Annotated in this window: 18 protein-coding genes; 6 read left to right on the top strand and 12 right to left on the bottom strand. The window is 69.6% G+C overall.

Going from position 1 to position 20,748, the window contains the following annotated elements; all coding sequences use genetic code 11:
* Positions 1 to 528: 528 nt before the first annotated feature.
* From DX914_RS03555 to DX914_RS03530, 6 genes are all read right to left on the bottom strand, one after another.
* Complete coding sequence (locus tag DX914_RS03555; RefSeq protein ID WP_115857675.1) at positions 529 to 1,371, bottom strand: GDSL-type esterase/lipase family protein; 843 nt, start codon at positions 1,369 to 1,371, stop codon at positions 529 to 531.
* Positions 1,368 to 2,000: a hypothetical protein gene (locus DX914_RS03550; RefSeq protein WP_147300597.1), complete on the bottom strand. Its 633-nt coding sequence runs from the start codon at positions 1,998 to 2,000 to the stop codon at positions 1,368 to 1,370. The genes DX914_RS03555 and DX914_RS03550 overlap by 4 nt, the downstream gene beginning before the upstream one ends.
* Positions 2,001 to 2,180: 180 nt before the next feature.
* Positions 2,181 to 2,924 carry a sulfurtransferase gene (locus DX914_RS03545; protein ID WP_115857673.1) on the bottom strand — a complete coding sequence of 248 codons (744 nt, stop codon included), beginning with the start codon at positions 2,922 to 2,924 and terminating at the stop codon, positions 2,181 to 2,183.
* Positions 2,925 to 3,049: 125 nt separating this feature from the next.
* Positions 3,050 to 3,670 carry an HD domain-containing protein gene (locus tag DX914_RS03540; RefSeq protein ID WP_115857672.1) on the bottom strand — a complete coding sequence of 207 codons (621 nt, stop codon included), beginning with the start codon at positions 3,668 to 3,670 and terminating at the stop codon, positions 3,050 to 3,052.
* A 240-nt stretch (positions 3,671 to 3,910) separates the two neighbouring features.
* A complete protein-coding gene (locus DX914_RS03535) occupies positions 3,911 to 4,261 on the bottom strand; it encodes an excalibur calcium-binding domain-containing protein (protein ID WP_231118132.1) in 351 nt (116 codons plus the stop codon).
* 119 nt (positions 4,262 to 4,380) lie between these two features.
* Positions 4,381 to 11,061 carry a putative Ig domain-containing protein gene (locus tag DX914_RS03530; protein WP_115857671.1) on the bottom strand — a complete coding sequence of 2,227 codons (6,681 nt, stop codon included), beginning with the start codon at positions 11,059 to 11,061 and terminating at the stop codon, positions 4,381 to 4,383.
* A 296-nt stretch (positions 11,062 to 11,357) separates the two neighbouring features.
* Between DX914_RS03530 and DX914_RS03525 the strand changes: the two genes are divergently transcribed.
* Genes DX914_RS03525 through DX914_RS03510 form a run of 4 tightly spaced genes read left to right on the top strand, consistent with a single transcriptional unit; the run spans position 11,358 to position 13,568 of the window.
* Positions 11,358 to 11,882, top strand: a complete 525-nt coding sequence (locus DX914_RS03525) for a phage tail protein (RefSeq protein ID WP_115857670.1) — start codon at positions 11,358 to 11,360, stop codon at positions 11,880 to 11,882.
* A 30-nt stretch (positions 11,883 to 11,912) separates the two neighbouring features.
* Positions 11,913 to 12,443, top strand: a complete 531-nt coding sequence (locus DX914_RS03520) for a phage tail protein (RefSeq protein WP_115857669.1) — start codon at positions 11,913 to 11,915, stop codon at positions 12,441 to 12,443.
* Positions 12,444 to 12,481: 38 nt separating this feature from the next.
* Positions 12,482 to 13,015, top strand: a complete 534-nt coding sequence (locus DX914_RS03515) for a phage tail protein (RefSeq protein ID WP_115857668.1) — start codon at positions 12,482 to 12,484, stop codon at positions 13,013 to 13,015.
* A 4-nt stretch (positions 13,016 to 13,019) separates the two neighbouring features.
* On the top strand, positions 13,020 to 13,568 hold the full coding sequence (locus DX914_RS03510) for a GNAT family N-acetyltransferase (protein WP_115857667.1): 549 nt from the start codon (positions 13,020 to 13,022) through the stop codon (positions 13,566 to 13,568).
* Positions 13,569 to 13,726: 158 nt separating this feature from the next.
* Here DX914_RS03510 and DX914_RS03505 read toward each other — a convergent pair whose 3' ends face one another.
* The 3 genes from DX914_RS03505 to soxR all read right to left on the bottom strand — a co-directional run bounded on the left by DX914_RS03505 (position 13,727) and on the right by soxR (position 15,246).
* Positions 13,727 to 14,023, bottom strand: coding sequence for a DUF6916 family protein (locus tag DX914_RS03505; protein WP_115857666.1), 297 nt, complete (start codon positions 14,021 to 14,023; stop codon positions 13,727 to 13,729).
* A gap of 106 nt (positions 14,024 to 14,129) precedes the next feature.
* The gene (locus DX914_RS03500) at positions 14,130 to 14,636 is read right to left on the bottom strand and encodes a DUF1993 domain-containing protein (RefSeq protein WP_115857665.1); all 507 of its coding nucleotides are present in this window, start codon (positions 14,634 to 14,636) and stop codon (positions 14,130 to 14,132) included.
* A 166-nt stretch (positions 14,637 to 14,802) separates the two neighbouring features.
* Positions 14,803 to 15,246 (bottom strand): redox-sensitive transcriptional activator SoxR, encoded by a 444-nt coding sequence (gene soxR, locus DX914_RS03495; protein ID WP_115857664.1) that lies wholly within the window; start codon positions 15,244 to 15,246, stop codon positions 14,803 to 14,805.
* A gap of 61 nt (positions 15,247 to 15,307) precedes the next feature.
* Between soxR and DX914_RS03490 the strand changes: the two genes are divergently transcribed.
* Positions 15,308 to 16,333: an NADP-dependent oxidoreductase gene (locus tag DX914_RS03490; RefSeq protein ID WP_196778812.1), complete on the top strand. Its 1,026-nt coding sequence runs from the start codon at positions 15,308 to 15,310 to the stop codon at positions 16,331 to 16,333.
* Positions 16,330 to 17,721, top strand: coding sequence for an MFS transporter (locus DX914_RS03485; RefSeq protein ID WP_196778811.1), 1,392 nt, complete (start codon positions 16,330 to 16,332; stop codon positions 17,719 to 17,721). The genes DX914_RS03490 and DX914_RS03485 overlap by 4 nt, the downstream gene beginning before the upstream one ends.
* Before the next feature lie 215 nt (positions 17,722 to 17,936).
* Here DX914_RS03485 and DX914_RS03480 read toward each other — a convergent pair whose 3' ends face one another.
* The 3 genes from DX914_RS03480 to DX914_RS19965 all read right to left on the bottom strand — a co-directional run bounded on the left by DX914_RS03480 (position 17,937) and on the right by DX914_RS19965 (position 20,653).
* Positions 17,937 to 19,145 carry a glycosyltransferase gene (locus tag DX914_RS03480; RefSeq protein WP_115857663.1) on the bottom strand — a complete coding sequence of 403 codons (1,209 nt, stop codon included), beginning with the start codon at positions 19,143 to 19,145 and terminating at the stop codon, positions 17,937 to 17,939.
* A 119-nt stretch (positions 19,146 to 19,264) separates the two neighbouring features.
* On the bottom strand, positions 19,265 to 19,609 hold the full coding sequence (locus tag DX914_RS03475; RefSeq protein WP_147300596.1) for a hypothetical protein: 345 nt from the start codon (positions 19,607 to 19,609) through the stop codon (positions 19,265 to 19,267).
* Positions 19,610 to 19,759: 150 nt separating this feature from the next.
* Positions 19,760 to 20,653 carry an SEL1-like repeat protein gene (locus DX914_RS19965; protein WP_147300595.1) on the bottom strand — a complete coding sequence of 298 codons (894 nt, stop codon included), beginning with the start codon at positions 20,651 to 20,653 and terminating at the stop codon, positions 19,760 to 19,762.
* Positions 20,654 to 20,748 lie beyond the last annotated feature (95 nt).

Raw genomic sequence — 20,748 nt, 5'->3', positions numbered from 1 at the left:
CGTCTGCCCTCACCCAACCCCTCTCCCGCTAGCGGGAGAGGGTTAGGGTGAGGGGATGAGCGCAGCGAATGCACTTGATCCTCGCTCGGGCACCGAACTCGCCACACCAATAAAAGACCCGGAGAGCCTGCCCCCGCGAAGGCGGGGGGCGGCGCACAGGACGTGCGCCGTTTTTCGCTGGCACAGGATGTGCCATCGAAAAATCCCCGCGCAAACTCCGATCTCGCACGGGAGCTCTGGGGCAGCGTTTTTCTTTGGTTACTTTCTTTTGACACTTATCAAAAGAAAGTGACCCGGCCGCTTGCGGACGGAAGCTGTTGCTGTTGCTTCCCAGCACACCACACACCTCCGCGAGCTCGGAGCTGATCGCGGCTCACGCCGCTCCTACCCCAAAGCGTCAGAGCAGACCCCACGCCGACCGAGAGCTTGGTCGTAACTGTGGGTTCGCGGTCGCAGCTTGCGCAGCTCCTACAGGGGGAACCGCGGCATTCGTCGTAATTGCGGTCTGGCCGTCGGCGTTCGCGGCGGTCAGCGCGCGCGCTGGGCGTCGCGTTCGGCGTTGCAGACCTGGTCGATGCGTTGCTGGATCGTCTGCGGATCCTCGAGCCAGGCCTCCAGGCCTCCGGCACGCATCAGCTGGGTCGCGCGTTGCGCCAGGCGCGCCGCGCCGCAGGCGTTGGACGAGAGCTCGTCGGTCACCGGCATCAGATAGCGCGTGCGGCGATCCAGGTAGACCTCGCTGTACAGCGGCTCGACCTCGACGAACATGGCCTTGGCGCCTTCGGAACCGGCGTCGCGCAGCAACGACTCGCTGGCCCGCTGCATGTCGATCAGCGGCACCTTGCGCTCCACCGCCACCGCGCGCACCAGGTCGGCGTGCGGCGAATAGACGATGTTCAGGCCGCCGGAGCGGAACTCCGCCGTGGCCACCGGCGTCAGCAGCACCGGCGTGGCGCCGCGCATGCGCGCCTCGTCGACGAAATTTTCCAGATAGCGGCGGAAGGCTTCCGGCGCCACGTAACGCTGCGGCTGCTTGGACGCATCGTCGCCGCCGAAGGCGATGAACACCACGTCGCCGCCGCGGGTGGCGCCCATCAGCCGCGCCCACAGGCCTTCGTCCACGTAGCGGCGAGTGCTGCGGCCCTCGGCCGCGCGGTTTTCGTAACCGACCACGTCGCCGCGCAGCATCATCGGCAGCGCCTCGCCCCAGCCGGTGGCCGGGCGCGATTGCGGCGCGCGCGCGGCCATGGCGGTATCGCCGGCCACGCGCAGGGTCGGCGGCTGACGCGGCATCGGCGGCGCCGCGTGCGCGTTCGCGGCCGCCAGCGTCAACGCCAGCAGGCCGGCCCATGCGCGCGGCGCCCGGATCATCGGCTGGCCACCAGGTAGCTGGCGGCAGCGCACACGCTCACGCCCTTGGCGCCCGGTGCGGGCAGATCGTCGCCCTGCAGAGCCAACACCTTGACCATTTCCTGGTCTCCCTCACCGACCTTGGCCAGCGCAATGTAACCCGTAGGCGCCCCGCCGCAGAAGGCATCGGCCGGATTGGCGGTGGGCGGGGTCTGCTCGACCACGTGGCGCAGCTCCACCGGCTGGCTGGCGTCGATCTGCATGGAGGCGGCGTAGGTCGCGCCGGCGCTGTATTCGTCGCCGCCCTTGACCAGGGCCACGCGCTCGGTGCCGAAGCTGGCGCCGTTGGCGCCCTGCAGCTTGCTGTCCTCGATGCTCAGGCGGCCGGTGGCGGTGTTGGCCACCGGGGTACCGGGCACGAAGTCGCCCAGCGCCACGGGCTTGATCACCGGCGGCGCGGCGCGCTCGACCGGCGCGGCGTTGGGGTCCGGCGACGGAAGCGCCGGCGGCGGTGCGGCGACGGTTTCTTCAGGGGCGGCGGCGCTGACCGGCACGGCGGCCTGCTGCTGGCAGGCGCTCAGCGCGACCAGGGCGGCCAAAGGCAGCACGCAAAGGCGCATGCGCGGAAGCAAGCGGGAGTATCGGGGCATCAGGGGTCCTTCGTACGGGGGCTGGAAGAGACGACCCTGGATCATAGCCGCGGCGCCGCCTCGCGTAACCCCTTGATTTGTCTGAATGGGACCGCAGCCGCGTTTCTGCGCGGCCGCGCCGGCCCCGGGTTCGCGGCGCCCAGGCCACCGATTCAGGCCGCCGCGGGCGTGCCTTTGCGCTCAGCCGGTGGCGCCGTCTACCAGTGGTTGCAGCTGCGCATCCAGGGCCACGCGCTGGTCGAAGACGAAGCAGCGGCCGTCGTAGTGGCGGCCGCCGACGCGCTCGAAATAGCCCAGGATGCCGCCGTCGAGCTGCAGCAGGTTGTCCATGCCGTCCTCGCGCAGCCACAACGCGGCCTTCTCGCAGCGGATGCCGCCGGTGCAATAGCTGACCACGGTGGCGTCGGCCAGCTCGGCGCGGTGCGGCGCCAGCGCCTCGGGCAGGTCGACGAAGTTGTCGATGGGCAGGGTCAGCGCGCCGGCGAAGGCGCCGTAGCCGATCTCCTCGCGATTGCGCGTGTCCAGCAGCACGACGCGCCGGCCATCGTCGTCGTGGCCCTGGTCCAGCCAGGCGGCCAGCCGCTCCGGCGACACCGTGGGCGCGCGCTGCGGCAGCGGCGTGGCGCCGTCGCGGCGGAAGGTCACGATCTCGCTTTTGCGCTTGACCTTGAGCCGGTCGAAGGGCTGGGCGCGGCTGTGGCTGAGCTTGGCCTGCAGATCGGCGAAGCGCGGGTCGGCGCGCAACGCGTCCAGGTATCCCTTGAGTACATCCTCGGCGCCGGCCAGGAACAGGTTCACGCCCTCCTCCGCCACCAGCACGGTGCCGCGCAGCTCGGCCGCCTCCGCGCGCTCGCGCAGGGTCCCGGCCAGGGCGTCGGGATCGTCGATGCGGACGAAGTGGTAGGCGGCGACGTTGAGAATCATGCTCCGTATTGTAACGGCGCGGTTTGGGACCGATGGGGCAGAAGATGGCGATCAGGAGTTAGACGATAGCGAAAAGCCTGCTTTCGCTATCTTCTAACTCCTACCCGCTACCTCCTAAAGCAGCTTCACCGCTTGGTAGTCACCGCCCGCCGCAAATTGTTCCGCGCCGCCGCGTCATAGCGCGCGTGGTAATGCTCGCTCAGATAGATGCGTTCGCGCTTGAGCAGGGCCTTGAGGAAGCGGCGGCGGTTCAGGCGGAACAGCGGGCCGGGCACGTGGCCGCGGTACTCGGAGGCGATGCCGCGGTCGTAGGCGTCGAACGCCGCCGGTTCCGCGCCGAGGATGGCCATGTCGCCGTCCAGGAACAGCGCGGTCTCCTCGTCGACCTGGTCGCGGCCGATCTGGCCGTGGCGCGCGGTCAGCTCGATCAGTTCCCTCACCCGCGCCACGTCGATCCCGGCGTGGGGCAGATAGCGGGCGATGTGCTCGGCCGCGAGCTGCGCCGAGCGCGCCTCGTTGTCGCGGCGCCCGGCCTCGTAGATCGCGTCGTGGTACAGCACCGCCAGCGCGACCTCGGCCGGCTGCCGCCAGCCCGGGCCGGCGGCGACCTCGCCGTAATGGCGCAGCACTTCGCGAACGTGCTCGAAGTTGTGGTACGCGCGCGGCGGCTGCGCATAGGCGGCCTGCAGCGCCTGCCATTGCTCGGGCGGCAGGTCGATGGGCAGGGCTGGCAGGTCGGCAGGCATGGGGGTGGATGGCATCCGTCGATGGGACGGATATTGGCATCGAATGTGTGGGATAGGCGCGAATTCCCTGGCTGCCGGTTCAAGAGCATTCGCGCTGCGCGCTCATCCCCTCACCCTAGCCCTCTCCCGCAAGCGGGAGAGGGAACAAATCCGACGCCGCTTGCTGCTTTTAGCCCCTCTCCCGCCTGCGGGAGAGGGGTTGGGGTGAGGGCACGCGCAGCCACAAGTTCGCGCCGCGGCTCACCGCCCCCGATACGGCTCGCAGGCGATCCCGTCGCCATCGCGATCCAGATGCGCGCCGTACCCAGGCTCGCCGCGGCTCAAGGGCGCGGCGCCAGCGGCGCGGGCTTCGCTGCAATTGCGGTAGGCGCCGCCCGACCGCGCAGGCCCGCGATCAAACACGAACGAAGCCGCCTCATCGCGAGCGGACTCGCGTGCCGGCGCAGCCGCGCCGCCACCGCGGTGGCAGTGATAACCGCCGTTGCGGCGGTCGTTATGGCAGCCGTGCTTGTCCAGCCCGCCGCCATGGCCGGCCACGGGCGGCGCCCAACAGGCCGCGGCCAGGATCAGTCCCGCGATGCGCCAGCGCACGCGTCCCCTCCCCTGCACGCCCGTTGCGGGGCGCGCAAAAAAATGCCGGCGCGGCGTTCACGGCGACGCCGCGCCGGCGTTCCTGAGAACGGAGGGCGCGTCGCCGCGCCCCCGCTCGATCAGTACTTCTTCTCCAGGTTCAGCAGCACGCCATGGTCGCTATCGTCGTCGCTGCCGAACAGGCCGCGGTACTCGAACCGCAGGGTGAAGTCGCGCTCGGTCTGCAACACCGCGCCCAGGCCGAACACGAACCGGTTGCGCTTGAGACCGTCGATTTCGCCGCGGTAGAACGGCCCGCCCGGCAGGTCGGCGTAGCTCAGGGTCACCGAGCTGTCGTCCTGGAAGTCGTGCTGGTACTCCAGGCGCAGCTGCGGCGAGAACGTGCCGTAGCTGACCGGGAAGCGGTAATCCATGCGCAGGCCCAGGCTGGCGGTGGTGGTGTCCACATCCTGATCCTGGTAACGCAGCGCATAGATCGCGTCGCCGCGCTCGGTGTAGCCGTCCAGCGTGGCGCGGGCGATGTCCAGGCGCGCGTACGGGGTCAGCGACAGCTGGTCGCGGTGGTAATCGCCGCCCAGCGACAGCGAGGCGAACCACTGCTTGCCGTCGCGGTCGCCGCGCACCAGCGCGCCGTTGGCGGTCACGTAGCGGCGCGAGTCGAACGACAGCCACTGGTAGCCCAGCAGGCCGTCGACGAAGAAGCTCTCGCCCGGGTGGTAACTGCCGTACACGGCCAGGGTGTAGCTCTTGCCGTCGCTGCGGGTGCCGTTGCGGCCGACGTCGGTGTTGTCGCGGCCGTAGCCGATGCCGCCGCCGAAGGCGAAGGCCTGGTTCACGCGGGTGTCGATACCGGCGCTGATGCCGCTGGTCTCGAAGTCGAAGCCCGCGCTGCCCGAACGGCTGTCGCGGTCGCCGCTGTTGAGCGAACCGCCGGTCCAGATGGTCAGGCCGCCGCCGTCGCCGCCGCTGCGCGCGGCCGCGGCGTTGTCGACCGGCGCGGACTCGTCGAGCATCGACACCTGACGGCAATCGCTGCCCGGCGTGCGCCGCGCCTCGTCCTGGCAGCGGCGGTCGACGCCGAAGCTCAGGCCGTTGTCGAAGCGCGCGCCGCTGCCGCCGTCGTGCATGCCTTCCATACGACGCTGGAAGTTGCCGATCTGGGTGGTGGCGAAGCGCCGCGCGGTGGCGGTCTGCGCGCCCAGCAGGCCCATCACTTCCGCGTCCTGGGTCGGATCCGGGCGGCCGATGACGTCGAAGTCGATCGTCGCCGGCGCCGAGGTCGCGAACGCGTTGCTCAGGGTGAACGTGGCCGTGGCGGTGCCGGAGAACGTGGCCGCCGGGGTGAACGTCAGGCGGTAGCTCGCGCTGGCGCCGCTGCCCGAGGACGCGATCGTGGCGGTGCCCGCACCGGCCGGCGACAGCGACACCAGGTTGGCCGCGGTGAACGGACCGCCGGTGGCGCCGGTGGTCAGCTCGACCACCGCCGGGACGCCCGCGTTGGCGGTGACCCGGCGCGAGACCGCGACCGGCACCGGATTGACCGTGACCGTGGAGGTGATCGGAGCCGAAGCGCCGTAGGCGTTGTTCAAGGTGTAGACGATGCTCACCGTGCCCGAGGCCGAGGCCAGCGGGGTGTAGGTGATGTTGGTGCCGGTCACCGTGGTGGTGCCGGTGGCCGGCGGCGTCACCAGGGTCACGCCGGTGAACGGACCGCCGGTGGCGCCCACGGTGGTGTCGATGACGACCGGCTGGCCCGCCAGGGTGGTGGCGGTGCGCGGCTGGCCCACCGGCACCGGCAGCGCGGTGACGGTGATCGACACCGTAGCCGGGGCCGACGTGCCGCCCGGACCGGTCGCGGTGTAGGTGAAGCTGTCGGCGCCGAAGTAGGTGCCGGTCGGCGTGTAGACCACGTTCAGGCCGCTGACCGTGGCGGTGCCGTGCGCCGGAGCGCTGGCCACCGCGACCGAGGTGATCACGCCGCTGTCGTTGGCCGTGACCGGAATGGTCACCGCCTGCTGCGACGGCGTGGTCGCGCTGTCGTTCACCGCCACCGGGACCGCGTCGGCGATCACGATGGTGTAGCTCTGGGTGCTGTTGTAGCCGGCATCGTCGGTGGAGCGCACCACGAAGGTGTAGCTGCCGGCGGTCACCGGCGTACCGCTGATGGCGCCGGCCGAGCTGAAGGCGATGCCGACCGGCAGCGTGCCGGACACGATCGAGTAGGTGTACGGCGCGATGCCGCCGCTGCTGCTCAGGCTTTGCGAGTAGGCCACGCCCACCACGCCGCCCGGCAGGCTGGCCGGCGCGATCACCACCGTCGCCGGGGCGATGGTGAAGGTGTACACGCGGCTGCCGGTCTGGCCGTTGGCGTCGGTGGAGCGCACGGTGATGCTGAAGTTGCCGTCCGAACGCGGGATGCCCGAGAGCGCGCCGGTCGAGCTGAAGCTCATGCCGATCGGCAGCGCACCGGCCAGCAGCGAGTAGCTGTACGGCGCGACGCCGCCGGTGGAGCTGAGCTGCGCGCTGTAGGCCGTGGCCGCGGTGCCGTTGGGCAGGCTGGGCGGATCGATGGCGATCGCCGGCGTCGCCACCACGATGGTGTAGTTCTGCTGCACCGAGAACGGCGCGCCCGCGCCGGTGCTGGCATCGGTGGAGCGCACGGTGACGTTGTAGTTGCCCGGCACGGTCGGCGTACCGCTGAGCACGCCGGTCGAACTCAGGCTCACGCCCACCGGCAGCGAACCGGCGGCCAGCGAATAGCTGTACGGCGCGGTGCCGCCGCTGCTGGCGAAGTTGATGGTGGTGGCCGTGCCGTAGTTCATCGGCAGGTTGCCCGCGGCCGGGGTCATCGTCAGCGTCGGCGCGCCCACGGTCAGGGTGAAGACCTGACCCACGGTGAACGGACCGTTGCCGGTGCTGCTGTCGGTGGCGCTGGCGTTGAGGCTGAAGCTGCCCGCCGCCGTCGGCGTGCCCGAGATGGTCACGCTGTCGGCGGTGGTGCCGCTGATGCTCAGACCGGCCGGCAGACCGGTGACGGCGAAACCGCTGTACGGCGAAGTGCCGCCGGCCCAGGTGAAGGTCTGGCTGTAGCTGGCGCCGACCTGGGTGGTCAGCGGAGCGCCCGCGGTCACGGTGATGGTCGGGTTACCGACGGTGATGGTGACCGTGGCCGGCGCCGAGGTGCCGGCGCTGTTGGTCGCGGTGTAGGTGAAGCTGTCCGGACCGGCATAACCGGCGGCCGGCTGGTACGTGATCGAGGTGCCGCTGGCGATCGCCGTGCCGTGCGCGGGCGCGGTGCCGATGGCCACCGAGGCCGGAATGCCGCCGGTGATGTTCAGCGTCACCGGGTTGGCGCCGCTGCCATAGGCCACCGTCGCGCTGACCGGGTTGGCCACCGGCACGATGTCGTTGATCTGCAGGCTGTAGCTCTGCGGCGCCGACGAGTACGGGCCGCTGCCGGTGCTGCTGTCGGTGGCGATCAGGGTGAAGCTGTAGGTGCCCGGCGTGGTCGGCGTGCCGGTGATGGCGCCGGCGCCGCCGATCGACAGGCCCGGCGGCAGGCTGCCGGTGCCGACGGCATAACTGTAAGGCGCGGTGCCGCCGGTGGCCGGATTGATCGCCACGCCGTAGGCGCTGCTGACCGTGCCGTTGGGCAGGACCGACGGCGGCAGCACCACGGTCGCGGCGGTGATCAGCACGCTGTAGGACTGCGAACCGGTGTACGGGCCGCTGCCCGAGCTGCTGTCGGTGGCGGTGATGGTGAAGTTGAAGCTGCCGCCGGCGGTGGGCGTACCGGTGATCGCGCCGTTCGTGGCCAGGCTCAGGCCGGTCGGCAACGCGCCCGCGGTGACCGCGAAGCTATAGCCGGCGGTGCCGCCCGAAGCGGTCACGGTCTGGCTGTAGGCCTGGGCCACGCCACCGTCGGCCAGCGAGGCCGGCGCCACGGTGATCGTCGCCGCGCCCACGGTCAGGCTGTAGGCGCGCGAGCCGGTCTGGCCGTGGTTGTCGGTGGCGGTGATGGTGAAGTTGAAGGTGCCGCCCGCGGTCGGCGTACCGCTCAGGGTGCCGGCGCTCAGGGTGATGCCCGGCGGCAAGGCGCCGGCGGTGGTGGCGAACGTGTACGGCGCGATGCCGCCGCTGGCGCTCAGGGCCTGGCTGTAGGCCGTGCCCACCTGCGCGCCCGGCACGGTGGCCGGCGAAACCGTGATGGTCGGCGCCGCCACCTGCAGCACGTAGTTCTGGGTGCGTGCGAACGGTGCGCCCGCGCCGGTGGAGCTGTCGGTCGCGCGCACCGAGAAGGTGAACAGACCGGTGACGGTGGGCGTGCCCGACAGCACGCCGGTGCTGGCGTCCAGGCTCAGGCCGGCCGGCAAGGCGCCCGCCGAGATCGCATAGGTGTAGGCCGGGGTGCCGCCGCCAGCGACCCAGGTCTGGCTGAACGCACTGCCGTAGGTCGCGCTCAGCGTGCCCGCGGCGGGCGTCAGCGTCAGCGTGGGCGCGCTCACCGACAGGGTGAAGTTCTGCGAGACGGTGAACGGACCGTTGCCGGTGCTGCTGTCGGTCGCGCTCGGGCTGAGCGTGAACGAGCCCGCCGCGCTCGGCGTACCGGACACGGTCACGCTGTTGGCGGTGGTGCCGGTGATCGCCAGACCCGCCGGCAGGCCGCCGACGGTGTAACCGGAGAACGGCTGGGTACCGCCGTTCCAGGTGAAGGTCTGGCTGTAGGCCACGCCGATCTGCGCGGTCAGCGGACCGCCCGCGGTCACGGTGATGGTCGGGTTGCCGACGGTGATGCTGACCGTGGCCGGCGCCGAGGTGCCGGCGCTGTTGGTCGCGGTGTAGGTGAAGCTGTCCGGACCGGCGTAACCGGCGACCGGCTGATACGTGATCGAGGTGCCACTGGCGATCGCCGTGCCGTGCAGCGGCGCGGTGCCGATGGCGACCGAGGTCGGCACGCCGCCGGTGATGTTCAGCGCGATCGGGTTGGCGCCGCTGTTGTAGGCCACCGACGCCGAGACCGGATTGGCCACCGGCGGAATGTTGACGATCTGCAGCGCATAGCCGCGCGGCGCCGAGTTGTACGGGCCGGAGCCGGTGCTGCTGTCGGTCGCGATCACAGCGAAGTTGAAGGTGCCCGAGGCCGTGGGCGTGCCGGACAGCGCGCCCGTGCTGGCGGTCAGGGTGATGCCCGGCGGCAGAGCACCCGCGGTCACTGCATAGGTGTACGGCGCGGTGCCGCCGTTGGCCGGATTGAGCGTGGCGCTGTAGGCCACGCCCTGGGTGCCGTTGGCCAGGCTGGTCGCCGGCAGGTTCACGGTCGGCGGTGCGATCACCAGCGCGTAGGCGCGCGAGCCGGTGTGCGGCGCGCCGGTGCCGGTACTGCTGCCGGTGGCGGTCACAGTGAAATTGAAGGTGCCGCCCGCGGTCGGCGTGCCGCTGATGACGCCGCTGCTGGTGTTCAGGGTCAGGCCGGCCGGCAAGGCGCCGGCGGTGACCGCGAAGGTGTACGGCGCGATGCCGCCACTGGCGCTGACGGTTTGGCTATACGCCGCCGCCACCGCGCCGTTGGGCAGCGTGGCCGGTGCGACCACGATCACCGGCGGCGCCGACACCAGGGTGTAGGCGCGGGTGCCGGAGAAGTTGTTGGCGTCGGTCGCGCGCACCGTGAAGTTGAACGTGCCCGCCGCGGTCGGCGTGCCGGTCAGCGCGCCGGTGGTGGTATTGAGGCTCAGCCCCGCAGGCAGCGCACCGGCGGTGATGGCGAAGGTGTACGGCGCGGTGCCGCCGCTGCCGGTGAAGGTCTGGCTGTACGCCACGCCGACGGTGGCGCCTGGCACGGTGGCCGGGTTGACCACGATGGTCGGCGGCAGGATCACCTGCAGGGTCACCGTCTCGATCTCGGCGTAGCTGCCGGTGCCGGTGCTGCTGTCGGTGACGCGAATGCCGAAGGTGAAGGTGCCCACGGTGGTCGGCGTGCCGCTCAGGGTGGCGCCGCTCAATGTGAGGCCGGGCGGGAGCGGGCCGGACGCGACTTCGTGCGCGAAGGCATACGTGGGCACGCCGCCGCTGGCGGTGAAGGTGACCGAGTAGGGGATGCCCTGCGCAGCCACGGGCGGTGGCTGGGGCGCGAGGACCAGGGTCGGATTGGCGGCCGAACCGCTGAAGGTGCGCACGCCGCTGTCGCCGACGTTGTCGGTGGCGCGGATGGTGAAGGCGTAGGCGCCGCGCCGGGTCGGCGTGCCGCTGATGGTGTTGCCGCTCAGGCTCAGGCCCGGCGGCATGGGGCCGCTATCGAGAGTGAAGGTGTACGGCGCGGTGCCGCCGCTGCCGCTGAGGGTGGTGCTGAAGGGCACGCCCACGGTCAGCGCGACCGCCGGGCTGGCGCCGATGGTGATGGTCGACGCCGGACCGATGGCGACGGTCACGGTGATGTCGTTGTTGAAATCGTCCTTGATGATGAACGTGTCGGAGGTCGCGCTATCGCCGTTGTGGGTGTAGGTCAACGGGATATTCGCGCCCGACTGCACGCCCACCGTGCGGGTGCCGTGCGGCGTGGCCGCGCTGCCCGCGGCGATACCGAAGCCGCCGTGGCAGTGGTTGATGTTGATCGTCTGCGAGCCGCTATGGGCCACCGACATGCTCAGCGTCGGGCAGAACGTAGACGGCGCCGCCGCCGCCATCCGCGGCCACAGGCTGCCCAGCAACAGCAGCGCTAGTGCGAACCAGGAGAAGAACGAAGAAAAGAAGACGTGCGAAGGCGCACGCGGCGTCTCCACGCTATGCGCAAACTGCTGATGCATGTTCTGCCCCTGTTGGCACCGCACAGGCCCGAACGCCCACGGGCTTTCGAGCCAGTCCGGCGAGACCTGTATCCTTGTCCGCGGACACCGGGCTTAGGACCCGGGCCGCACCCCTTGCGAACTGCTCACTACCATTCAAGCAGGATTCGTGGCACAAAGAAAGTGCCACATAGCTCACACATTTTCCTTGCTGCACCGCCGCAAAAATTTCGCTTGTACGGTGTACGGAGTGTGAGCGAGAGTAGCGCCCGCGCCGGACATGACGTCCGTGCCACCAACCTTTCGGGGGAAAAGGTATGACCGAAGTCTTCCTCGGGCAAATCATGCTCACGGGGTTCAATTTTGCGCCCAAGGGATTTGCCCTGTGCAACGGGCAACTGCTCGCGATTGCGCAAAATCAGGCCCTTTTTTCGTTGCTAGGCACCACCTACGGCGGTAACGGCACCACCAATTTCGCGCTGCCGAACATGCAGTCGCGCACTCCGGTCGGCGCCGGCAACTCGGTCGATCCCAGCTGGAACCCCTCGCCCTACAACCAGGGCGAAATCGGCGGCGTGGAGAACGTGACCCTGTTGACCACCCAGATTCCGCAGCACAACCACCTGGTCAACGGCACCAACGTGGCCGGCGCGCTGCGCAACCCCACCAACGGCCTGTACGGCACCAACGGCACCAACATCTTCGGACCGGCCACCGGCGCCCTGGTCCCGCTGCAGGGTGTGGGCCCGGCCGGCGGCAGCCAGCCGCATCCGAATCTGCAGCCCTACACCGTGATCAATTTCGTGATCGCGCTGGTCGGCATCTATCCGTCGCGCAACTGACGCTTCCGGCATCCACTACAGGAGTTCCTTATGAGCACCCCTTACGTCGGAGAAATCCGGATGTTCGGCTTTTCGCGCGTGCCCAACGGCTGGTTCGCTTGCGACGGCTCGCTTAAGTCCATCGCCGAGTACGAGGTTCTGTACACCCTGCTCGGCACCACCTACGGCGGCGACGGCATCAACACCTTCGCCGTGCCCGACCTGCGCGGCCGCGTGCCGATCCACCAGGGCCACGGCCAGGGCCTGGGCACCTACGTGATCGGGCAGATGGCCGGCAGCGAGAGCGTCACCCTGATCCAGGGCCAGCTGCCCATCCACAACCACCCGCTCATGGCCACCACCGCCCTGGCCACCACCGGCGCGGTCGGCAACACCGTTCTGCCCGCCGCGGTCTCCGGCGAAACCATGTACGTCACCGACATCACCGGCGCCACCGGCGCGGCGCTGGCGGCCAACGCGATCGTCGCCACCGGCGGCAACCAGCCGCACGACAACGAAATGCCGACGCTGACGGTGCAGTTCTGCATCGCCTGGGCGGGCATCTTCCCGTCGCAGGGCTGAGCCGCCACCGCGCGCCATCACGATTCGAGGACACGACCATGACCGAACCTTTCATCGGCGAAATCCAGCTGTTCGGCTTCAACTTCCCGCCGCGCGGCTGGGCCTTCTGCAACGGCACCACCCTGGCGATCCAGCAGAACACCGCGCTGTTCTCGCTGTTGGGCACCCAGTACGGCGGCAACGGCCAGACCACCTTCCAACTGCCCAACTTCGTCAACCGCGTGGCGATCGAACAGGGCCAGGGCCCGGGCCTGACCCCGCACAGCATCGGCGAGGTGTACGGCAGCAACACGGTGACCCTGACCCAGAACACCATCCCGTCGCACACCCACCCGCTGACCGTCTACAACCAGCCCGACGAAAGCAAGCGCACCGCCACGCCGGCAGCGGGCAACTACCTGGGCCTGCCGACCACGGGCAATCCCTTCGTGCAGAACGCCACCGCCAACGCCCAGTTCAGCCCCAACATGATCGGGCCGGCCGGCGGCGGCCAGCCGCACGAAAACCGCCAGCCCTACCTCGCGACGAACTTCTGCATCGCGTTGCAGGGCGTGTTCCCCAGCTTCGGCTGAGGACATGCAGGCGCCGTCGCAGCTCACTTCGTTTCCGGCGGGCCGCGACGACCGCCTGACGGCACCCGCGCTCCTGAGCGAGCGCGGGTACGCCTTGCGGCCGCTGCACGACGGCGACCTGCCCTGGCTGCGCGAGCTCTACGCCAGCACCCGCGCCGAGGAAATGGCCCCGGTGCCCTGGCCCGACGCGGCCAAGCGCGCGTTCCTGGCCAGCCAGTTCGCCTTGCAGCACCAGCACTACCTGGCGCACTACGGCGACTCCGACTTCCTGGCCATCGAGCGCGACGGCGCGCCGGCGGGACGCTACTACCTGCAGCGCGCCGCGCCGCATCACCTGATCGTGGACATCTGCCTGCTTCCGGACGAACGCGGCCGCGGCGTGGCCGCAGCGCTCATCGCCCACAGCCAGCGCACCGCCGCCGCGCAAGACTGCGGCCTGCAATTGCACGTGCAATCGGACAACGCCGCCGCGCGCCGGCTGTACCAGCGTCTGGGCTTCGTGATGGTCGAGGATCTGCGCTCGCACCTGCTGCTGCGCTGGGTGCAGAGCTAGCTCGCTACTGGCGCATCCTTCAAGCCTGCGCACTGCCCCATCCCCGTCATTCCCGCGAACGCGGGCATCCAGGGCTTTGGGTGCGAGAACGCCTGATGAGCAAAGCCCTGTTTAGAGTTAGCAGCGGCGTAAGCCGGACCCGCACCCCACCTACCCCGTCAGTTAAAAATCGCCTGGTACAAAAACCCGGCCTGCTCGCGCGCCACCGGCACCAGGAAGATCCCCACCTCGCCGACCTCGGCATGGCGCATCAGATAGGTCTGCTGCGGGAACAGGAACGCCGACGCGTTGCGGAACAGCAGCGAGAACGGCACTCGCGCCCCGCCGGGCAATACCTGCGACGAGTTGAGCGCGCGCGCTTCCACCAGCACGAACGGGATCTCGCCGTCGTTCATGACCGCCGAGAAGGTTTCGTCGACGTGACGGGCGAAATGGTCGAGCGTCAGCAGTTCCATGCGGGGTTCCCCTAAACCAAGCCGCATGGTCGCCGCGCGGCGCGCACGATGCAAGCGCGCCGGCGGACTGGGGCGCGCAGCGGCGATCCGCCGCGCGCCGCGGGGCTCAGGCGCCCATGTAGTCGCGCTTGCCCACTTCCACGCCGTTGTGGCGCAGGATCGCGTAGGCGGTGCTGACGTGGAAGTAGAACTGCGGCAGGCCGTAGTGCAGCAGGTAATCCTGGCCGGCGAAACGGCGCTCCTTGGGCGTGCCCGGGCGCAGCACCACTTCGCGCGCCTCCGCGCCCTCGAACAGCAGCGGCTCCAGGCTGTCGATATAGGCGACGGTCTTGGCGATGCGCGCCTGCAACTGCTCCACACTGGTCTCGTCGTCCGGATACGAGGGCACTTCGGCGTCGGCCAGGCGCGCGCTCACGCTCTTGGCGAAATCGGCGGCGATCTGCACCTGGCGCACCAGCGGGAACATGTCCGGGAACAGGCGCGACTGCAGCAGCACCTCCGGTTCGATCTTCTTCTCGGCGGCGTAGGCCTGGGTCTTGTCCAGCAGCGCGCTGAGGCTGCCGAGGAACTGCTTGAACACGGGGACGGACGCGGTGTGCAGGGAAACGGTCATGACGGGCTCGTGGTGGGGCTCGTGGTGGAGCCGGCATGGTACGCGTTCGGCGCGCCGCCGCCCTCTGCCTGCCGATGGATCGCTGCGTCCTGCCGGCAGCGCCGATCCCGCCGGGTTCGATCGAACCCAGATTCAATTGAACCCCGATCCGATCGAACGGCGCGCGCTAGGCCTCGTGATGCTCCCAACGCTGCGCGCCCTGCCCGTCTTCGGCCAGCACGTCGCCGGGGTTGGCCAGGCGGCAGCGGTCGATCGACAGGCAGCCGCAACCGATGCAGTCGTCCAGGGTGTCGCGCATCTGCACCAGCTTGCCGATGCGCTCGTCCAGCTCCTCGCGCCAGGCCGACGACAGCCGCGCCCAGTCCTTGCGCGTGGGCGTGCGCCCGTCGGGCAGGGTCGAGAACGCGGCCAGGATCGTCGCCAGCGGCATGCCCACGCGCTGGGCCACGCGGATGATGGCGATGCGCCGCAGCATGTCGCGGCCGTAGCGGCGCTGGTTGCCGGCGGTGCGGCGGCTGTGGATCAGGCCCTTGGTCTCGTAGAAGTGCAGGGTCGACACCGCCACCCCGCTGCGCTGCGCCATCTCGCCCACGCTGAGTTCGCCGCTCATCGCTTGACCTCAACTTAACTTCAGGTCTTATGCTGCCCGTCCCCACACAGCCGGTCAAGCCATGGACAACCGCTCCCAGCGCGCGGTCGAACTCGACGAGCGCGCCAGCGACGACGAACTCGCGGTCGTCGAAACCGCCATGCAGGCGGTGCGCTACGACCGCTACGGTGCCGCCGACGTGCTCTACGCCGCGCGCGTGCCGCTGCCCCAGGCCGGGCCCGGCCAGTTGCGCGTGCGGGTGCGCGCGGCCGGCGTGCAACCGGCCGACATCGCCCGCCGCAGCGGCGACTTCGCGCGCCGCGGCATCGGCGCCGACGCTCCCTTCCCGCAGCACCCCGGCTACGACTTCGCCGGCACCGTCGACCAGGTCGGCGACGGCGTGCGCGGTTACTACCACGGCCAGGAAGTGCTGGGCTGGTGCGACGGCGGCGGTTACGCCGAAGCGCTGACCGTGTCGGCCGCGCAGGTGGTGGCCAAGCCGCCGATGATGTCCTGGGCGGTGGCCGGCGCCTTGCCCTCCTCCGGCCAGACCGCCTTGCTGTCGCTGCAGGCCTTGCGCCTGCGCCGCGGCGACACCCTGCTGGTGCACGGCGCCGCCGGCGGCGTCGGCACCCTGGCCGTGCAGCTCGCGCGCCTGGCCGGCGCGCAGGTGATCGGCAGCGCCAGCCGCGAGAACCACGCCTACCTGCGCTCGCTAGGCGCCGAGCCCGTGCTCTACGGCGAAGGCCTGGTCGAACGCGTGCGCGCGCTCGCGCCGCAGGGCGTGAGCGTGGCCCTGGACGCGGCCGGGCGCGGCGCGATCGAGGCCTCCCTGGCGCTGGGCGTGGCGCGCGAACGCATCGCCACCCTGGTCGACGGCGACGGCGCCCAGCGTCACGGCGTGCTGCGCCTGCGCGTGGAATGCGAGCGCGAGCGCCTGCACGCGCTGGTCGACCTGTACGAACAAGGCCACCTGCACGTGCACGTGCGCGAGATCTATCCGCTGGCCCACGCCGCCGTCGCCCACCGCGACGTCGAAACCGGCCACGGCCGCGGCAAGGTCGTGCTGATGGTCTACCCCACCGGCGACAGCGGTTTCGATCCGTGAGTCAGGCCTACGCCAACGCGGGCGAACCGTCCGAAACGACCGCCACGCAGACCGCCAGCCTGTTCGATCGCGAACGCCGCGCGCTCAGCATCGGCGCGATCGCGCTGGTGGCGATGGGCGCGTTCGAAGCGCTGGCCGTGGCCACCGCCATGCCGACCGTGGCGCGCGCGCTGGACGGCCTGTCGCTGTACGCGCTGGCCTTCGGCGGCAGCCTGGCCGCGAGCGTGGTCGGCATGGTCGCGGCCGGCGCCTGGGCCGACCGACGCGGCCCGGCCGCGCCGCTGCGCCAGGGCATCGCCTGGTTCGCGCTGGGCCTGCTGATCGCCGGCCTGGCGCCTAGCATGGGCTGGTTGCTGCTGGGACGCGTGGTGCAGGGCTATGCCGGCGGCCTGATGTCGGTGTCGCTGTACGTGGCCGTGGGCCGCACCTATCCCGAGGCGCTGCGCCCGCGCATCTTCGCCGCGTTCGCCGCCGCCTGGGTGATACCGGCCGTGGTCGGCCCGGCGATCAGCGGCGCCATCGTCGAGCACCTGGGCTGGCGTTGGGTATTCCTGTCGGTGCCGGCGCTGGCCCTGGCCGCGGCGGCGCTGGTGCTGCCCGCGCTGCGCGGTTTGGCGACACCGCCAGCGGCCGCCGATCCGGTGGCGCGCACGCGCTTGTACTGGGCGGTGGGCGCCGCCACCAGCGCCTTGCTGCTGCATCTGGCCGGCCATTGGCCCGGCATCGCACGCTGGGCCGGCCTGGCACTGGCGGTGGCCGCGCTGATCCTGTGCGCACGCCGCCTGCTGCCCGTCGGCAGCCTGCGCGCCGCGCGCGGTTTGCCCACCGTGATCGCCTTGCGCGGCCTGGCCTCGGCCGCGTTCTTCGGCACCGAAGTGTTCGTGCCGCTGCTGCTCTCGCGCGAGCACGGCTGGTCGCCGACCGCGGCCGGCCTGGTGCTGACCCTGGGCGCGGTCGGCTGGTCCACCGGTTCCTGGTACCGCGGCCGGCCGCGGCAGCGCTACGCGGCTCCGCAGGTGCTGCGCGCCGGCCTGCTCGGCATCGCCCTGGGCGCGGCCGCGATCGCCGCGACCTTGCTGCCGGCGGCACCGGTGGCCCTGGGCGTGGCCGGCTGGCTGCTCGCGGGCCTGGGCATGGGCCTGGTCTATCCCACGCTGTCGGTGCTGGCGCTGGAACTGTCGCCGCCGGAGAGCCAGGGCATCAACGTCTCCGCGTTGCAGTTGGGCGATGCGCTGTTCACCGCCAGCGTGCTCGCGGTCGGCGGCACGCTGTTCGCCGCACTACTGCCGGTCGCGCCGTCGGCGGCCTACCTGGCCGGCTTCGGCGTGTCGCTGGCGCTGGCCGCGCTGGGCGCGTGGCTGGCGCCGCGGGTGCGGCCGGTGGGTTGATTTAGTTCGTCCTGACACCCTCCACTTCCCACACACCGTCATTCCGGCGAAAGCCGGAACCCATTGTGCCGTTGCTCGATAAGTCGCCGGCTGCGAAAAAGGCTGAGCTGCGGCAGCAAGATCAAAATGGGTTCCGGCTTTCGCCGGAATGACGGGACGGGAACGACAGCGCCCCACGACGGCCCGGCGAATGGGAACGTCGCGCGCAGCCGCTGCTAGGCCGCCTGCACCGGCTCTGCCGCCGTCCGCTGCCGCGCATGCGCCAAGCGCTGATACAGCGCAACCACCTGCTCCATCAAACCGTCCGCGCTCCACACGCGCGCATCCGACGGCCCCGCCGCCGACAACGCGGCTCGCGTCTCCGGCGAGCGCAGCACCCGCGCCACATGCCCGGCGAACGCGGCCTCGTCCTCCTCGCTGATCACCGCGCTGCGCGCATCGCGCAGCACCGTGGCCGTGCCCATGACCGCAGTGGAAACGATGGGCACGCCCAGCGCCATGGCCTCGATCAGCACCAAGCCTTGGGTTTCGGTGGGCGATGCGAACACGAACACATCGCCCGCGCGGTAGGCATCCAGCAGCGTGGTGCGCCGGTCCAGGTTGCCGAAGAAGCGCACATGTTCCTGCAACCCCAACTCGGCGCTGAGCCGCTTCAGCCGCGTCGCGTCCGGACCTTCGCCGGCGATCAGGAACAGCAGATCCGGAAATTCGCCGACCAGACGCTGCGCCACGCGCAGCAGGAAGGCGATGTTCTTCTCCACCGCCAACCGGCTCACCGTGACCAGCGTCGGCCGCTCCGGCGCGATGCCATGCTCGGCGCGGAAGCGCGCGCCGTCGCCACGCGCGAACTCGCTGAGCTCGATGCCGGTGGGCAGCACCGTCGACGGCGTGGTGATGCCGTAGCCGTCCAGCACCTGCACCATCTGCGCCGTGGGCACGATCAGGTGATCCACGCCGTGACACAGCGAGCGCGAGGCGCGACGCGCGAACGCACGCAGCAGCGGCGCCGGCGCCCACGGCAGGTAGTGGCCCACGTATTCCTCGAAATAGGTGTGGTAGGTCTCCACCGTCGGCCAGCCGCCGCGCCGCGCCAGACGTACGCCCAGGCTGTGGGCGCGGAACGGCGTGTGGATGTGGATCACGTCCCAGCGCCGCTGGGCCAGTTCCTCCTGCGCACGGCGCAAGGCGCTGGCGCGGATCAGCCGGTCCTCGGGGTCGAAGAAGATCACCCGCGCCGGCAGGCGGATCACCTCGAACTCGCCGTGGCCGTCGTGCTGCTCCTGGCCGCTGTCCGGCCCGTAGTCCGGCGCCACCAGGGTCACCCGGTGGCCCATGCGCGCCAGCACCTGGGCGAAGGTGCGGATCGAGGTCGACACGCCGTTGACCCGAGGGAAGTACACGTCCGACAGCATCAGGATGTCCATGCCGCGCAGACTATGGCCGGACGATGACGGATTTGTTGCGATAGGGCCTGGACCCGCAAAGCGCCTGGGGCGCGACCGGCAAACGCAACGAAGCCCGCCTGGGCGGGCTCCGTTCGCGCTCAGTTCTCCACCACCACCGGATCGCCAATGGTCACCTTGCCGCCGCCGCTGCTACCGCCACCACCGCCGCCGCCACCCGCGCCCGGGTTGTAGCCGCCGCCGTTTTCGCCAGTTTCGGCACCACCGCCACCGTCCGCGCTGCCGCTGCCGTTCGTACGCTCCTCGATTTTTATCCCTTGGTAGAGGTCATCATCCGAGAGAACATAGGTCGCACAGTGCGTGCTGTCGCAGACCATGATCGAATCCCCGGCCACCATGTTCAGCCCTGGGTTTATTATGCTGGCCGGAAAAGCGGGGCCGTGATCCAAAGCGTCAATAAACGCGTCGGTGGCAGAATCCGGCATGGGCATACCTAAAGCACAACCGCCAGAACACAAATACGGACCAAACGATCTGCTCCCAGGATCGGCCGCAACTACGATCAGAACGGATAGGCCCAAGCACAGCGCCGCCCATCCAAAAAACATCCTATTCATAGCACTCCATTCCACCCTTTATTTGCAGCAGCCATTGAAAATCTGGACGCCGCGCTGCTTGGCTTGCTCCATTTGTTCACGGGTCAATTTGCGCTCGAGCCTCCCGATGTAATTCCGGGTAAAGTTTGGATTCACCATGCCCGCTGCGTAGAAGTACGAATACGCTTTGACCAAATCTTCCTTGGCAATAATCCCGCTCTGGTACGATTTCCCCAGCGAGATCAATGCGTCCACGTTCCCGGTGTTGGCCGCGCGTTCCAAGTACGCGATCGCCTTGCGTCGGTAGCGGATCGTGTCCTCAGGCGAGCGCAACATATCCGCTCTCGAGCCGAGCACAGCACGAGAGTCGGAGGCGTACATCAACTGAGCGATTAGATAGCCGGCGTCAGCGGATTGCTCCAACCAATATCCCGCCCGTGGCTCCTTGATCTTTGAGTAGTTCGCACAGCCATCTAGTGTCCGTGCCTCTGCGTTCAGTCGATTCTGCACTGCTTTTGCATCGGAATAGAGACGCAGCTCTGCTTGGCTGACGCCATCCTCCAGCGCTCGCCTGCACTCCTCGAACTTCAAATAGAGCAGAAAGGCCGCCTCCGCATCCCCGGCCTCAGCCAAGAGCGTCAGGCGTCGCGCGACATCCTCGACATCGCCTGCGGGTGCGAAGTAGCTGCGTTGGTTGAAGTAGGCTCGCCCTTTACGCGACTCGACAGCAACGACGCTCCCCCCCTGCCCCTCACCCAGCCTTGAATTGGAATTGGCAGGTTGGCCCTTGCGGTCTAAGTTGACGTGCGTTGATAGTTCCGTCTCTTGGAGTCCAGTCGAACGTCTTGACCAAGTCAGGCACGCGATTACCAAACAAATGGCGGCCACCGCCGCGATTGGAGCCCAGCACATTCGCTTGTTGGCCAACTCCATAACCGTCCTAGAACTCCGTTACAAGCACAAGCAAGCACAGCGCTGTAGAGGCGAAAGCAACCCATATATAGAAAAGTGCTGAACAACTCCCGCGA

It is taken from the genome of Lysobacter silvisoli, from assembly GCF_003382365.1.
Classification (GTDB): Bacteria; Pseudomonadota; Gammaproteobacteria; order Xanthomonadales; family Xanthomonadaceae; genus Lysobacter; species Lysobacter silvisoli.
This window is presented reverse-complemented; position numbering and strand designations above follow the sequence as displayed.

Excerpts from the sequence above, each read along its gene's own strand:
- DX914_RS03555 (WP_115857675.1), bottom strand. The coding sequence starts at position 1,371 with ATGATCCGGGCGCCGCGCGCATGGGCCGGCCTGCTGGCGTTGACGCTG.
- DX914_RS03515 (WP_115857668.1), top strand. The coding sequence starts at position 12,482 with ATGACCGAACCTTTCATCGGCGAAATCCAGCTGTTCGGCTTCAACTTC.
- soxR (WP_115857664.1), bottom strand. The coding sequence starts at position 15,246 with ATGAGCGGCGAACTCAGCGTGGGCGAGATGGCGCAGCGCAGCGGGGTG.
- DX914_RS03510 (WP_115857667.1), top strand. The coding sequence starts at position 13,020 with ATGCAGGCGCCGTCGCAGCTCACTTCGTTTCCGGCGGGCCGCGACGAC.
- DX914_RS03525 (WP_115857670.1), top strand. The coding sequence starts at position 11,358 with ATGACCGAAGTCTTCCTCGGGCAAATCATGCTCACGGGGTTCAATTTT.
- DX914_RS03540 (WP_115857672.1), bottom strand. The coding sequence starts at position 3,670 with ATGCCTGCCGACCTGCCAGCCCTGCCCATCGACCTGCCGCCCGAGCAA.
- DX914_RS19965 (WP_147300595.1), bottom strand. The coding sequence starts at position 20,653 with ATGGAGTTGGCCAACAAGCGAATGTGCTGGGCTCCAATCGCGGCGGTG.
- DX914_RS03550 (WP_147300597.1), bottom strand. The coding sequence starts at position 2,000 with ATGCCCCGATACTCCCGCTTGCTTCCGCGCATGCGCCTTTGCGTGCTG.
- DX914_RS03520 (WP_115857669.1), top strand. The coding sequence starts at position 11,913 with ATGAGCACCCCTTACGTCGGAGAAATCCGGATGTTCGGCTTTTCGCGC.
- DX914_RS03505 (WP_115857666.1), bottom strand. The coding sequence starts at position 14,023 with ATGGAACTGCTGACGCTCGACCATTTCGCCCGTCACGTCGACGAAACC.
- DX914_RS03530 (WP_115857671.1), bottom strand. The coding sequence starts at position 11,061 with ATGCATCAGCAGTTTGCGCATAGCGTGGAGACGCCGCGTGCGCCTTCG.
- DX914_RS03500 (WP_115857665.1), bottom strand. The coding sequence starts at position 14,636 with ATGACCGTTTCCCTGCACACCGCGTCCGTCCCCGTGTTCAAGCAGTTC.
- DX914_RS03480 (WP_115857663.1), bottom strand. The coding sequence starts at position 19,145 with ATGGACATCCTGATGCTGTCGGACGTGTACTTCCCTCGGGTCAACGGC.
- DX914_RS03490 (WP_196778812.1), top strand. The coding sequence starts at position 15,308 with ATGGACAACCGCTCCCAGCGCGCGGTCGAACTCGACGAGCGCGCCAGC.
- DX914_RS03545 (WP_115857673.1), bottom strand. The coding sequence starts at position 2,924 with ATGATTCTCAACGTCGCCGCCTACCACTTCGTCCGCATCGACGATCCC.
- DX914_RS03475 (WP_147300596.1), bottom strand. The coding sequence starts at position 19,609 with ATGCCGGATTCTGCCACCGACGCGTTTATTGACGCTTTGGATCACGGC.